Here is a 13,848-nt window from a genome sequence, read left to right as displayed (position 1 = left end):
GTAAAAATTAATGTTAGAACTATGCTTACAACTGAAATGTCTTCCCGGTTTAATGACCTGGAGAAGATGAGTGTCCGCGCCCTGCTGGAAGGGATCAACAGTGAAGATGCTACGGTGCCACAGGCAGTAGCGAAGGCAATTCCCCAGATAGAGAAACTGGTAACAGCAGCAGTAGAGAAGATGAGGGAAGGAGGCCGCCTGTTCTATATAGGCGCCGGTACCAGCGGAAGACTGGGTATCGTCGATGCATCAGAATGCCCGCCTACATTTGGTGTGCCGCATGAACTGGTAGTAGGTATTATCGCCGGAGGCGACAAAGCCATTCGTAAAGCAGTGGAGTTTGCAGAAGACGACAGGCAACAGGCTGCGAAAGACCTGGATAGTTTTAACATCAACGATAAGGATGTAGTAATAGGCATCGCTGCATCGGGTACTACGCCTTATGTGATAGGAGGAGTAAAAACCATGCGGGAAAGAGGTATTGTGACAGGTTGTGTAACCTGTAATGTAGGCAGTCCCCTGGCCGCCGCGGTGGAATATCCTGTGGAAGCTGAAGTGGGCGCCGAGTTCCTTACCGGTAGTACCCGCATGAAATCAGGTACGGCACAGAAACTGATCCTGAATATGATCTCTACTGCCATCATGATACAGTTAGGAAGAGTGAAGGGAAATAAGATGGTAGATATGCAACTGAGTAATCATAAGCTGGTAGACCGCGCTACACGGATGGTGATGAGTGAACTGAATATAGATGAAGCCACCGCCCGTCAGCTGATAGCGGAAAAAGGAAGTGTAAGGGCAGCTATTGAAAGCAGAAAATCATGAACAGAAATCTCCAACATCTATTTACAATTGCGCAAAAGCCTGTAAGGCGTATTATCGGCCTGATGTCGGGTACATCACTGGATGGCCTGGATGTGGCACTGTGTGCTATCAGCGGTAGCGGAATGGAAACTCAGGTTACATTGGAACATTTTGATACCGTTCCTTATCCCGTAGCTGTGAAAGATGAGATCAGGAAAGTGTTTGCGAAGGATACGATCTCTTTTCAACAGCTTTGTCTGCTGAACCCATGGCTGGCAAACCTGCATGCACAATGGATACTGGAGTGCCTGCAAAAATGGAATGTTACTCCGGAAGAAGTAGACCTGATCGCCTCTCACGGACAGACTGTTTATCACAGTCCGAAGATATTACATCGCCTGCCTGATTTCCCGAATGCTACTTTGCAGATCGTAGATGGTGATCATATTGCGGTAAAGACCGGCATCATTACCCTAAGTGACTTCAGACAGAAACATATTGCTGCGGGTGGAGAAGGAGCGCCACTCGCTTTATATGGAGATTACTGTCTGTTCTCCCAAAGAGGAGTAGACAGGATCATGCTGAATATGGGCGGTATTGCCAACTTTACTTTTCTGCCTGGTAATCTTGATCCATCAGGCGTGTTTGTAACAGATACAGGCCCGGGCAATACACTGTTAGATGCTTTTGCAAGAGAGCTATTTCAGGTAGAATATGATAAAGATGCCTTGTTTGCTAAACAGGGTGCAGTAAATGAAGTTCTATTAAAAGCGTTGAAGAATGATCCATTTTTCAAAGAGCCATTCCCTCGTACAACAGGTCCGGAGTTATTCAGTAAAGCATATGTGAAAACAGCACAGGAGCGTAGTGATACGACGGGTTTATCCCCTTATGATATCATGGCTACGCTGACTCATTTTAGTGCAGATACGATTGCGGATGCATTAAAAAGTGTATTGCAGGAAGACAAAGACTATGCAGTATACATAAGCGGCGGCGGAGCGCATAATCCTTTACTGACAGGCCTGATTACGGAAAGGTTACCACGTCTGCAATTGCATACCACCGATGAATTAGGCATAGCAGGAGATGCTAAAGAAGCCGTGCTGTTTGCAATACTCGCCAATGAAGCCGTTTGTGGAGAAGGCATCAATTTCGGTAAACCCGGTATGCCGGCAATTACTATGGGAAAACTATCATTTCCTGCATAAACCCGCATCCTTTCTTTCAATCCTGCTAAAAGCAGCAAGAAAGTGCGGGTTATATTTTGTTTTCTGCGTTTTTTTGCAGAAATTGATCTAATATTCAACCAAAGTAATCATTGCCAGATGTTAAAGGAAGAACGTCACGCATACATACTTCACCAGGTAAACCTGCATAACAAGGTGTTGTCTTCCCATCTGAGTGAACAGATACAGGTATCGGAAGATACCATTCGCCGTGACCTCGCAGAGTTAGCACAGGAGGGGAAGATCATAAAGGTGCACGGCGGCGCGCTTTCCAATTCATTTCATCAGGGTATAGCATCACAGGATGTATACGCGGTAAAAGATAAAAAGACCATAGCTTTAAAAGCCGTCGAATTGATACACGACGGTATGTTTGTATTAACTACAGGGGGGACTACGATCGCAGAGCTGGCACGCGTGCTACCAAGGGAACTGCAGGCCACTTTCATTACCGTTAGCCTCCCTGCTGCTTTTGAATATGCCAATCACCCGAATATAGAAGTGATCGTGATAGGTGATAAACTATCCAAAGGATCAAAGATCACAGTAGGTGGAGAGGCTATTTCAAAGATAAAAATGATCAAAGCCGACCTGTGTTTCCTTGGAAACAATGCTATTGACGTAGAAGATGGGTTAACCGACAATGACTGGGATGTAGTACAGGTAAAAAGAGCCATGATCAGCACCGCGAAGAAAGTAGTGGTATTGACCATTTCAGAAAAGATAGATGCATCCGAACAGTTAAAGATCTGTGATGTGGATGAAATAGATATATTAATTACTGAGCTGCCGCCTGATGCTAAAAAATTGCAGCCATATAAAAAGAAGGGCATTCAAATTTTATAATAAAACAGCTATTACCTGTTCCCGCCACATTACGGGAATGTATTGTGATATGTAAACGCATGCTTATCAACCAGCCTGTAGTCAATTAGTTATTCACTGCGGATATTCCCGGATGACAAGGGATATCCATACTAATATTTATCGCTTTAATTATTAAAAATTGGTTATGAGAACTTATTAACTATCCCGGTTATAACGGGGAATTCATTGTACATGTAAACGCGTTTATCAACCAATGTGTGGTCAATCAGTTATTCAGCGCTAATGCTGCTGAATGACCTGGAATATCCATGCCATTACTTTTCGCTTACTATTAAAAATTAGTTATGAGAATCTATCAATTATTCCGGCTTGCCAGATGCAGGTATCTGCTGCTTTTGCTGGTCGTGCAATGTTTTACTGCCTCTGCTGCTTTCGCGCAGGTAAAGCTGTCGGGTAAAGTAACAGATGAAACGGGCGCTACCCTGCCCGGTATTACTGTAGCTATCAGAGGAACCAAACTGGGCGCTACGACTTCAATAGATGGCGTCTATACCATCAATGCTGACCTGAAGCCCGGCAGTTATACACTGGTGTTTACAGGGATAGGCTTTACACAGACAGAAGGTGTGGTAACAGTTGGTACTGCTGCATCTTATACACTCAATCAACAGTTGGTCCCATTTGTGTCTAAACTGGATGAAGTAGTAATAACAGGTGCATCTCTCGGTACTACACGTAAACAACTAGGTACGTATATCAGTACGGTGAAGTCTGATGAACTCTCCAAAGGTGCTACCGGCAACGTATTGACAGCTTTACAAGGTAAAACCGCAGGCGCGCAGATCACACAGAATTCCGGCGATCCTGCAGGTGGTATGTCCGTAAAGCTGCGTGGTATCAGCACTATCAGCGGTTCTACCGAACCACTGTATATTATCGATGGCGTGATCATTGATAACTCCACTACCCGTGTAACGAATGCAGACGCTTCCTATGCTGGTGGCAACTTCGCAGGTAGCGTTGGTCAGAACCGTATGGTAGATATCAATCCTGCGGATATTGAAAGCATAGAAGTGCTGAATGGCGCTGCTGCGGCTGCTATCTATGGTTCACGCGCCAACGCAGGTGTGGTGCAGATCTTTACAAAGAAAGGTAAAGGCGGTGCTCCTGTGGTAAGCTTTTCTACCAGCTTTAATGTTAACGAGCTACGTAAGAAACTGGACGTAAACCAGGCGCCTGTTAAGTTTGGTGGTACACCTGATGTTTCCACCCAAACTATCCTGACAGATACCATCGTGCGTACAACTCCGGTAAAACGTTACGACTACCAGGATTATATCTTCCGTACAGGCATAGGTACAGACAACAATGTATCTGTAACAGGTGGGCAGAACAAAACAAGATATTATGCATCTGCCAGTTATCTGTATAATCAGGGCATAGTAAGAAATACAGATTTCAATCGTTACAGCTTCCGCTTAAACCTGGACCAGGAGCTCAACAAATGGGTCAGCTTTAATGCTACTATGAACTACATCTACAGTAAAACAAATGAAAAACCCGACGGTAACTCTTTCTTTTCTCCGACCAACTCAGTAACCATCATTGGTAACTATTATGATATTCACCAGCGCAATTCACTGGGTAACTTACTGGCAGTAGGAGAACGCGGGCGTGTGAATCCTGTTTCTGTTATTGAGGATTTTCAACAGCAACAGCAGACCAGTAGGTTGATTGCCGGTGCTGGTATTAAACTGAGACCAATTAAAAATCTGACTATAGATTATCACATGGGTATCGATAACTACAGCCAGGACGGTACCACCTTTATTCCTCCTTTTGCATACAATGTAAGCCTTGGTTTCTTTGGCGGTGGCGCTACACTCGATCCTACACAGAATGGTTATGCCAGTACAGGTGTTAATAATTCTTTCCTGATCAACCATGATGTGAATGTTACTTACGATGCGCAGATCACACCTGATCTGTCATCTGTCACACAGGTAGGATATTCCCTGCAATATCAACGTGGTCATTATTCCCTGCAACAGGGCAGAGGCTTGCCTCCGTTTGTGCAGACAGTGAGTGGTGCTGCTACGCCTATTACCGGTGCAGATGAACGTACCCGTTTGTCTATCTCCGGTCAGTATATACAACAGAACTTCAAATACCGCGACCAGCTCTTCATCACAGGTGCGTTGAGGATGGACGGTTCTTCCGTATTTGGTGAAGATGAGCGTAACCAGATCTATACAAAGCTGAGTGGTAGTTATGTATTGTCAGGTACTGATTACTGGAAATCATTGAATGTATCCGGCTGGTGGAACCTGTTCAAACTCAGGGCTGCTTATGGTCAGTCGGGCAACCTGACAGGTATTCCTGCTTATGGCCGTTTTAATACCTATAGAGCAGTTGCCTTTATCGGTGCTGCATCTTTTACATCTCCGACTACTTACACCAATCCTGGTATCAAACCTGAAAGACAACAGGAGCTGGAGTTTGGTACAGATCTGGCCTTTTGGGATAACCGTATCAATCTCTCCGTTAACTACTATAGCAAGAAGGTGGAAGACCTGCTGATAGCCCGCGCCATCGCGCCAACACAGGGTTACAGCACCCGTTTGGATAATATCGGTTCATTGCAGAACAAAGGTTTTGAAGTAGTGTTGAATGTAGCGCCTGTGAAGAACAAAAGTTTCAACTGGGACATGACTGCTATCTTCAACCGTAACAGGAACAAAGCACTCGACATCGGACAGTCCATCCTCCTGTATTCTACCGTGAGTGGCGCCCCCGTTGCTATTGCTAACGGAGAGCCTATCGGTTTCTTCTATGGTACCTTCTTCGCACGTGATGCGAATGGTAACAAGCTGACAAAACCTAACGGAATTCCTGTTACAGAAGCCGGTGTACAGCATTCACCATTCTCCTATACTCCTGCAAGAGATCCGAATACTGGTTTACCGCCAACTGCAGGTGTAACTGCCTTACAGAAGAAAATAGGCGATCCTAATCCGGATTGGACAGGTACCCTCACCAACGATTTCAGCTATAAGAGACTCAGTCTGCATACACAACTGGATATTGTACAGGGAGTAGATGTATTTAACGCTGATTTCAGAACAAGACAAGGGGTGGATAATGGTAAGATAGCCGAACAGGAAGACCTGGGACAGCTGCCCCGTGGATTCATTGCAGGTAGCTATAATATCCAGGAATGGAGGATAGATGATGGCTCTTTTGTGAAACTGAGAGAAGTAGCTTTCAGTTATAATTTCGGTAAGATAAAAGGACTGAGTGACCTGACGCTCAGCGTAGGCGGCCGTAACCTGTATTCATGGGATAACTACAAAGGGTATGATCCTGAGGTAAATGCGGCAGGACAAAGCACTGTATTGCGTGGTATTGATTTCGGTAGCGTGCCTGCTCCCAGGACATATAATGTAGCGCTTCGCGCCAGATTCTAAATCATCAAAAAGTAGTTTTATGAAAATGTATCTCAATAAATACAGCCGTTCTTTTCTGGCAGGTATGCTGCTGTTGGTGGCCGCATCTTGTAAAAAAGAATATACAGATCCCTCAGGGCCAGCTTCAGATGATGCTGTCAGTACGGCAAATGCGTTGACAGACGTAGCCGTAGGGTTGCAGAACTGGTATACTGCGAACAGGACAAGTACCTTATATACATCTATTGCTACAGCCAGCCTGCTGACCCGCGGCACCTATGTTGTCAACGCCGGTAATGCAGATGAAGGACAGCTCAATACCGGCGCAGCTGCTGTGCAGAATACGAATGCCGTCGTTACAGGAATGTGGGCAGTGTCCAATAAGATCATCTTTGATGCAAACCGTGTGCTGAATGCTGCAAATGGTGTTATTACGGAGCCAGGGTATGCCAGTGGTGTGATCGCTTATGCTTCGATGTATAAGGCGCTTGCGCTGGGTAATATTGCAATGTTCTGGACACATGTTCCGGACACTACCGGTGTTAACGTGTCTTTCATCACCAGCCAGGAAGGATACAGAAAGGCAGTGCGCGTGATTGATAATGCGCTGGCAGTTGTGAATGCCAATGCTATCAGCACGGGCTTCAAAGCGAACGTACCTGCAGGCGTTGATATTGTGAATACCCTGTATGCTTTGAAGGCGCGTTATGCCTTATTTGCAGGCGATTATGATGTTGCATTGGCCGCTGCCAACCAGGTAACAGTTTATTCCACCTTCAACTACAATTCACTGATCACAAACCCGATCTTCACACTGGTAACAGCTACCAATAACATTTACCAGGTGGTGGATTCAGCAATGGGGCTTCCTGTCGGATTACAGCCTGATCTGGCAGATAAGCGTGTGCCTTTTTACGTAGGCATCGGCGCCAATCCGCGTTTTCGTGTGAAAGGATTTTTTACTGCTACCACCCAGAGCATTCCTGTATATCTGCCCGGCGAGATCACACTGATCAAAGCAGAATGTTATGCCCGTAAAGACAGCCTGGTAAGCGGTTTGCTGGAATTGAACAAAGTAGTGACCAAACAACCTGCAGCAGATCCGTTTGGCGTGGGAGCAGGGTTGCCTGCTGAAGTGGCGGCCACGAAGGACAGACTGCTGGAATTGATCTACAAGCATCGTCATATAGAACTGTTCATGAGCGGACTTGAACTGGAAGACCAGCGCAGGTTCGGCAGACCAGTGGCGGAACGTAAACGCAGTTGGTTGCCATTCCCTTTCGTAGAGAGGAATGATAATACCAACATACCGGACGATCCAACATTTTAGGATAGGGGCACTTTAAAGCAAGGGAGCCGGGCCTGTTATGCAGGTTCCGGCTTCGTTCTTTTTACAGGTTACTTTATTTTGTATTGGGTATTCAGGAATAGTTTGTTATTTTAGGAATTCCGGATCTTGTTTTAAGGTCCGGACATATGTTACAGGATCACTTTCCTTAAAAGCCACTTTTTGATTCCGTTATGAGAAAACGTTACCTATTGCTGATAGCAATCTTATGCTGTTCCTCTTTTGCATTTTCACAGAAACGAATTGGCTATGAAAAGCCGGGAGACAAGGAGAAAAGGCTTGCCTGGTGGACGAATGACCGCTTTGGTATGTTCATTCACTGGGGCTTATACGCCTTGCCGGCCCGCCATGAATGGGTGAAGAAATATGAGAAACTGACAAATGAGGATTATCAGAAATATTTTGAACAGTTCAACCCTGACCTCTATAATCCGAAGGAATGGGCGAAAGCTGCGAAGGCGGCCGGTATGAAGTATGCTGTGATCACTACCAAGCATCACGAGGGTTTCTGCATGTTCGATTCGAAATTCACTGATTATAAAGCTACTAATACACCCGCGAAGCGGGACCTTATCAAGGAATGGGTAGAAGCTTTCCGCGCTGAGGGGCTGAAGGTAGGTTTCTACTATTCCCTGCTGGACTGGCACCATCCTGATTTTACGGTGGATAAACATCATCCGCAACAGCCGCCCAATGACAGCGATACTGCATATGCGCGGTTGAACCAGGGCAAGGATATGAGCAAATACCGTGAATATCTGCATAACCAGGTGAGAGAACTGCTGACCAACTACGGCAAGATCGATATTATGTGGCTTGACTTTTCCTATCCTGGCAAGAATGGGAAAGGCCATGATGACTGGGGCGCTGAGGAACTGATGAAGATGATGCATAAACTCCAGCCGGGCATTATTGTGGATAACCGTTTAGATCTGGACGATTATGAAGACGGATTTGACTTCGTAACGCCGGAGCAGGTGGTGGTATCAGACTGGCCCACAGTAAATGGCAAAAAGGTGCCCTGGGAGACCTGCCAGACCTTTTCCGGCTCCTGGGGTTATCACCGGGATGAAGATAGCTGGAAAAGCCCCGATCAGCTATTACAGCTTCTTATCGGGTCTGTAAGCAAGGGCGGTAACCTTTTGCTGAATGTGGGGCCTACTGCCCGTGGTTTGTTCGATTACCGTGCAAAGGATGCATTAAGTGCGATGGGGGAGTGGATGCAGCTGAACAGTAAGTCCATATATGGCTGTACACAGGCTCCGGACGAGTTCAAGGCGCCTCCCGGCACTATGCTGACTTACAACCCTGTAACCAGGAAATTGTATGTACACGTACTGGTATATCCATTCGGTAAACTGGTACTGCCAGGATTTGATCAAAAAGTTAAATATGTCCAATTCCTGCATGATAATTCAGAAATAAAGTATCTTGGAACGGAAAATCAGGGAAGTAAGGATCTTGTGCTTTCACTGCCTGTAAAAAAGCCTTTGGTAGAAATACCTGTGATAGAGTTGACTTTGAGATGAGATGAAGTATTTTTTTTTAAACCTACAACTGCACATCAGCCTGTTCCTTCTTTTTCTATTTTCGGGAGCAGGCTGTTTGTACGCTCAGCATGCAAATGATACTGCATGGGTAAAGCCTTTTCAGAAAGATAATAATATACAGCTGTACGGTGGTTATGCCGGCAGCAGCTTCATTTTCCAGACCAAGAAGACGCCCCGTGATTTTCTGCACCTGCTGGCCAATAACAGCGGCTATACCGGGATAAACGTCAACTACAAATACCTTTCACTCTTTTACGAATTCACACTGCCTTATACCAGTCTGGCCGACCGGAAAACAGGCCTGCGTAGCCGTAACCTGGAATTGTCGCAGTTCGGTAGCCGGTTTGGAATAGAAGCCGGTTATCAGCATGTGAACGGGATGCTGTTTGAAGTTCGCCGTCGTCGCAATGAGCCGCCTGTTACATTTGAAGATATCCGCTACCGGAAATATGCATTAAACCTTTATCTCTTTGCTAACCCTAAACACTTTTCCTATACTGCTGCAAATTATTACAGCAAATTACAGCAGCGCTCCGCCGGTAGTTGGATGTTTATGATCAGCCCTGAATACCAGCAATTCAGCTTCTCACATGCAAACCTGATAGGCGACGAGTATAAGGACTCTATGGTGTATGAGCTCGTAAAGCCACAACCTACCTGGGTTTCCGCGATCGGTTATGTAGGTTATTCCTACAACCTGGTGATGGATGACGGGCACTGGAGTATCAGTCCGACCTTACTGCTCGGCGCTGGCGGTCAATATCCGCTGTACGACAGCCGTTTTAATCCGAAGCAGATCACGCTGGTATACAGTGCACTGGGACGTGTGAACTGCGGATATAATGGCGAGCATTTTTTTAGCTATCTCAGCGCCAGCCATGACTATACCCGTAATCACCTGCCGGCGGCCCATCTTCACCTGCAGAACAGTGATTTCTCCATCACATTCGGATACCGTTTTTCGGCGCTTAAACATAGAATCCTGGGAGTCATATAATAAATTGCAAGAGTGTAAATACTTTTTTGTAAGTTCCTAGCCTGAATTTAAGGAAGCTTAATATTATAACAGTTATGCATTTAAAACGGTCTTATCTTGTACCGCTGTCCCTGTTGCTGGCAGCGACGTTATGTTCACTATCACTACCCCAGGAAGAAAGAGCAAAGAATCTGAAAGTATTGCCTAAAAACATCAGCCATGAAGACCTGGAGAAAGAGATGCGCAGTTATAACAAGGCACTGGGTGTAAAATGCGACTTTTGCCATGTCAGACAGACAGACAATCCGAAGAAGCTGGATTTTGCCAGTGACGATAAGGAAGAAAAAGAAACAGCCCGGGAGATGCTGAAAATGACAATGCGCATCAATAAGAAATATTTCAAATCCGGTAAGGATGAACAGGGCGCGCCGATGATGACAATAACCTGTTATACCTGTCACAACGGGCAGAAGGAACCGGCGTCTAAACCGCCCGCATCACTAGCACCACCGGCACCACCAACACCACCGGTAACGCAGGAGGCGCCTCAGCAGCATTAATCAGTGTTTGGAGGGAATAGTTAAATATGATATCTTTATATAGATACATCTACCTGTTGTCGTATTAACTATTACAAAACCTCACAACTTCAAAAGACACTTATGACTGCTTTTAACTCCCTCTTTGCCCTGGCACTGGTATTTTTCATTGCCCACGTTTTTCTGCTGTTCACCTCGTTTGGAAAGAGCGGGTACCGGAAGCTGAGATACTTTTATTCTCATCTTACCTTATGGATCGCAGGCGGACTGGCGTTTTTACTGGCTGTGTTGTATGCCGGTAAGAATGAATCAGGCATACTGGATGTATTTGATACGCCGGGTAAACAATTGCTGATTCCCGGTATCGTGGTCGTGCTGTCTTTGGCAGCCCACACGATCGTACACTTCCTGGTGATACCCAAATATCAGCTCGAGAAGAAGTAACACGCTTTCATGAAATTTTTAGAAAGGCCGTCTCATTGAGGCGGTCTTTTTTATGTCAAAGAACTTGTTGCCGTTCGTTACTCCGGGAAAGGGACGCTTCTTCACCCGGTCACTGCACTTTTGTGATTCACAGTACAATGTTAGGGATGATATAAAAGCGGTTAAAAAAAAAGTACACGAGACGGCGAAAATCGATCACGAGCCGTCAAAATCGCGTCATAAGAGCATATTTGCTTTGTTCTGCAAAGTGGATATATTAGATATTTTGCGCCTGTAAGGGTCAAATTACCCGCTGGGGAGGTAGGTGCTCCCGTTTTAAACCCAGTCTGGATCCGGTCCGACTTCGCTTGAGATTCGCTTCGACTTCCTATCTATAGGCTCTCTAGTCCTGCATTACAATAGCTTTTGTATAGCGTTGGCTATAGAACAGTGCCTATAATGCTATAGTAGAGCGCCTATAGGCTATAGTCTCTACCGGATCTCAAGGCCATCATAAGCGAATTGGAGCCTTTTTGATGTAAGCTTTTAATAAGCATAAGACAAGGATCAAGCTTCGTTTCTCCTATGTCCATCTTACGTTCATCTTACGTCTTTGAACCTAGGATGAACGTAAGATGGACATAGGAGAAACGAAGTTAATACCTGATTGTATCCTTATTTGTAGCATGGTCGAACCGGAGTGTTCAGTCTTTCACACAGCGCACATACATGCCATCCTTCTCCATGCCATATGCCTTATCAATCCCCGGCGCTGAATTGATGCTGATCATGATGATAAGTGCATTAGAATAATTTTTCACATCTTTTGGGAAGGCCCAGAAATGGGTTTCAGTATCTATCCCTGCGAAACCGGTCATGCTTCTCATGCCTCCTGCAAGGATGCTTAACTCACTTGCATTGGATGTTTTGGATAAGCCTGTCATCCAGCCGGTTTTGTCTACTACTTTGTCAAATACCTGGTCTTTGCCGAGATAGTTAATCAACGTATCCCACTCCGTGATACGGGGAATGTGCCAGCCTTTGGGAGCCAGTCCTCTCGCATCAGTAATAGCATACCAGTTATATAATTTACCGTATTTAATGCCATTAGCTTTGTCGTATTCATAGTAACACCAGGCCGGTGTACCGTCATTCCATGCCTTTTGCCATTGCTCATTGCTGGTCACTTCAGGGATGGCATCACCGTTGCGGAAATGTTCAACATCGAGGTTAGAAGTTGTCCAGGTTTGTGTGCCGATGGCGGTAGTCGGTGGTCTTTTAGGAGCATTGATTGGCGTCTCTTCGATTTGAGCATAGGTGTCAAGGGAGAGCATGGTAATGAGGATAAGAAAGAGTTTGTGCATAGGGATTGGTGTTTGAAGTAAGATAGTAATTAAATCTGAACCACTGTAGGGAGGTATTGCCCCACCCTCCCATATCAATCAGATAGCAAGTGGTAATGGGCTTGGCAATATGAAAAAAAGAGTCCAGCAGGCCGGTTATGGTTTTAAAATGACGACAGATAATAAAGGCACAATAATAACCCCGACAGAACACTGATATATAGAACTCCCATTAATTTGTATAAATTTAAGCGCGTAAATCACTCATTTGAACATGAAAAAAATATCCGCCTGGCTGTTGGTGGTTTTTATCCTGACCGCTACTCACAGCACCTATGCCCAGAAAAAAGTTGCCCCTGCCCTCCGCGAAGGCGCTCACAATTTCACCCTCCAATGGATCAGCTGGGACAAGCCCGGTAAAGTACAGATCCGCAAAAAGAAAAAGAGTACTTATACTATCAAAGGGGAGCAGCGGGATGCAGCAAGTAAGAGCTTTGTAACGATTGATGGAACCCTGAAGGTCACTTCTGCCAGTGAGCTGATATTCACGGGAACTATCAAAAGCCTGTACGAAAGTATTAACGCAGGGAATGTGTGTGAAAGGACTGGTACCTATCATTTCCTTGCCAAAGGCGCGAGAAAATACTGGAGGCTGCAGGAGATGGAGAATTGTGAAGGGAATAATGTTGTGGATTACATTGATATCTATTTTAATTGACAATACTAAAAGGCTTCGGAATTTCTCTGAAGCCTTTAATACAATTTCCAAATGGCAATCGTATTTGAAGGATTAAGTCAATGTCCACTATGCGGGCAAATATTGGATAGTAGCAAGGAGTTTATGCTGACGCCGCCGTTGACAAGTAATACTAAAGACCCGCTGTTTGTATTCGGTGATGCCGGTTTGCACATCAGCTGTTTGAATAAGCATCCTCTGAAGGAAAGCCTGCTTTATCATATTGAACGGGGTGATAAAGTAAGAGTGGCAGCTAACTACATATGTGCTGTTGATGGAAAGTTGATCAGCGTTCCCGAAGATATTCTGGCGTTTGGAATGTTGACGTCAGATCTGAATGAGCCTTTGGCTGAGTTCAACTTTATTATCCTGAACCGTAATAATAGATACAAATGGAATAAACGCGGTGAGTTTATCTCCTTAGTAGAAGAGTTTATCCGGAGTGGGAAATGGGAATCTTATGGACCATTCAACACGCTTGAGTACTTCGTGGAAAAATTAGCATAAATCAATCATAGGAGGATATCTGGCCCCTCGCTGCATTACTTCACACCATATCGCTTCTGTTCCCTCCGTAATACCAAGCGTGTTCCCTAATCAGTCTCCGTTGCGAACGCATCTGGTGC

General features: G+C 45.3%; 12 protein-coding genes. 11 read left to right on the top strand and 1 reads right to left on the bottom strand.

Features of this window, described 5'->3' with window-relative positions; genetic code table 11:
- The first annotated feature begins 6 nt into the window (after positions 1-6).
- The 9 genes from murQ to F3I09_RS01870 all read left to right on the top strand — a co-directional run bounded on the left by murQ (position 7) and on the right by F3I09_RS01870 (position 11,164).
- Positions 7-825: an N-acetylmuramic acid 6-phosphate etherase gene (murQ, locus tag F3I09_RS01910; protein ID WP_304487121.1), complete on the top strand. Its 819-nt coding sequence runs from the start codon at positions 7-9 to the stop codon at positions 823-825.
- Complete coding sequence (locus tag F3I09_RS01905) at positions 822-2,015, top strand: anhydro-N-acetylmuramic acid kinase (protein WP_149693346.1); 1,194 nt, start codon at positions 822-824, stop codon at positions 2,013-2,015. Before murQ ends, F3I09_RS01905 begins: the two co-directional genes overlap by 4 nt.
- A gap of 117 nt (positions 2,016-2,132) precedes the next feature.
- Positions 2,133-2,879, top strand: a complete 747-nt coding sequence (locus F3I09_RS01900) for a DeoR/GlpR family DNA-binding transcription regulator (protein ID WP_149693345.1) — start codon at positions 2,133-2,135, stop codon at positions 2,877-2,879.
- A 326-nt stretch (positions 2,880-3,205) separates the two neighbouring features.
- Positions 3,206-6,328, top strand: a complete 3,123-nt coding sequence (locus F3I09_RS01895) for a SusC/RagA family TonB-linked outer membrane protein (RefSeq protein WP_149693344.1) — start codon at positions 3,206-3,208, stop codon at positions 6,326-6,328.
- Between the two features lie 19 nt (positions 6,329-6,347).
- Entirely contained in the window at positions 6,348-7,637 is a 1,290-nt protein-coding gene (locus F3I09_RS01890) for a RagB/SusD family nutrient uptake outer membrane protein (protein WP_149693343.1), read from the top strand.
- Between the two features lie 191 nt (positions 7,638-7,828).
- Complete coding sequence (locus F3I09_RS01885; protein ID WP_149693342.1) at positions 7,829-9,184, top strand: alpha-L-fucosidase; 1,356 nt, start codon at positions 7,829-7,831, stop codon at positions 9,182-9,184.
- Position 9,185: 1 nt separating this feature from the next.
- Positions 9,186-10,202, top strand: a complete 1,017-nt coding sequence (locus F3I09_RS01880; protein WP_149693341.1) for a DUF4421 domain-containing protein — start codon at positions 9,186-9,188, stop codon at positions 10,200-10,202.
- Between the two features lie 74 nt (positions 10,203-10,276).
- Positions 10,277-10,741, top strand: a complete 465-nt coding sequence (locus F3I09_RS01875; RefSeq protein ID WP_149693340.1) for a c-type cytochrome — start codon at positions 10,277-10,279, stop codon at positions 10,739-10,741.
- A gap of 102 nt (positions 10,742-10,843) precedes the next feature.
- A complete protein-coding gene (locus F3I09_RS01870) occupies positions 10,844-11,164 on the top strand; it encodes a hypothetical protein (protein WP_149693339.1) in 321 nt (106 codons plus the stop codon).
- 683 nt (positions 11,165-11,847) lie between these two features.
- Here the strand turns inward: F3I09_RS01870 and F3I09_RS01865 are convergent.
- On the bottom strand, positions 11,848-12,507 hold the full coding sequence (locus tag F3I09_RS01865) for a fibrobacter succinogenes major paralogous domain-containing protein (RefSeq protein ID WP_149693338.1): 660 nt from the start codon (positions 12,505-12,507) through the stop codon (positions 11,848-11,850).
- Positions 12,508-12,760: 253 nt separating this feature from the next.
- Between F3I09_RS01865 and F3I09_RS01860 the strand changes: the two genes are divergently transcribed.
- Positions 12,761-13,204: a hypothetical protein gene (locus F3I09_RS01860; RefSeq protein WP_149693337.1), complete on the top strand. Its 444-nt coding sequence runs from the start codon at positions 12,761-12,763 to the stop codon at positions 13,202-13,204.
- 51 nt (positions 13,205-13,255) lie between these two features.
- Positions 13,256-13,729, top strand: a complete 474-nt coding sequence (locus F3I09_RS01855; protein ID WP_149693336.1) for a hypothetical protein — start codon at positions 13,256-13,258, stop codon at positions 13,727-13,729.
- Positions 13,730-13,848 lie beyond the last annotated feature (119 nt).

The sequence above is a fragment of the Chitinophaga sp. CF418 genome, assembly GCF_900142925.1.
Classification (GTDB): Bacteria; Bacteroidota; Bacteroidia; order Chitinophagales; family Chitinophagaceae; genus Chitinophaga.
Note: the sequence above shows the minus strand (reverse complement) of the source record. Positions and strands in the feature narration are given on the sequence as shown.

What these genes read in the sequence shown, in the direction of transcription:
- F3I09_RS01865 (WP_149693338.1), bottom strand. Translation starts at nt 12,507, where the DNA reads ATGCACAAACTCTTTCTTATCCTCATTACCATGCTCTCCCTTGACACC.
- F3I09_RS01885 (WP_149693342.1), top strand. Translation starts at nt 7,829, where the DNA reads ATGAGAAAACGTTACCTATTGCTGATAGCAATCTTATGCTGTTCCTCT.
- F3I09_RS01860 (WP_149693337.1), top strand. Translation starts at nt 12,761, where the DNA reads ATGAAAAAAATATCCGCCTGGCTGTTGGTGGTTTTTATCCTGACCGCT.
- F3I09_RS01900 (WP_149693345.1), top strand. Translation starts at nt 2,133, where the DNA reads ATGTTAAAGGAAGAACGTCACGCATACATACTTCACCAGGTAAACCTG.
- F3I09_RS01890 (WP_149693343.1), top strand. Translation starts at nt 6,348, where the DNA reads ATGAAAATGTATCTCAATAAATACAGCCGTTCTTTTCTGGCAGGTATG.
- F3I09_RS01880 (WP_149693341.1), top strand. Translation starts at nt 9,186, where the DNA reads ATGAAGTATTTTTTTTTAAACCTACAACTGCACATCAGCCTGTTCCTT.
- F3I09_RS01905 (WP_149693346.1), top strand. Translation starts at nt 822, where the DNA reads ATGAACAGAAATCTCCAACATCTATTTACAATTGCGCAAAAGCCTGTA.
- F3I09_RS01895 (WP_149693344.1), top strand. Translation starts at nt 3,206, where the DNA reads ATGAGAATCTATCAATTATTCCGGCTTGCCAGATGCAGGTATCTGCTG.
- F3I09_RS01855 (WP_149693336.1), top strand. Translation starts at nt 13,256, where the DNA reads ATGGCAATCGTATTTGAAGGATTAAGTCAATGTCCACTATGCGGGCAA.
- F3I09_RS01870 (WP_149693339.1), top strand. Translation starts at nt 10,844, where the DNA reads ATGACTGCTTTTAACTCCCTCTTTGCCCTGGCACTGGTATTTTTCATT.
- F3I09_RS01875 (WP_149693340.1), top strand. Translation starts at nt 10,277, where the DNA reads ATGCATTTAAAACGGTCTTATCTTGTACCGCTGTCCCTGTTGCTGGCA.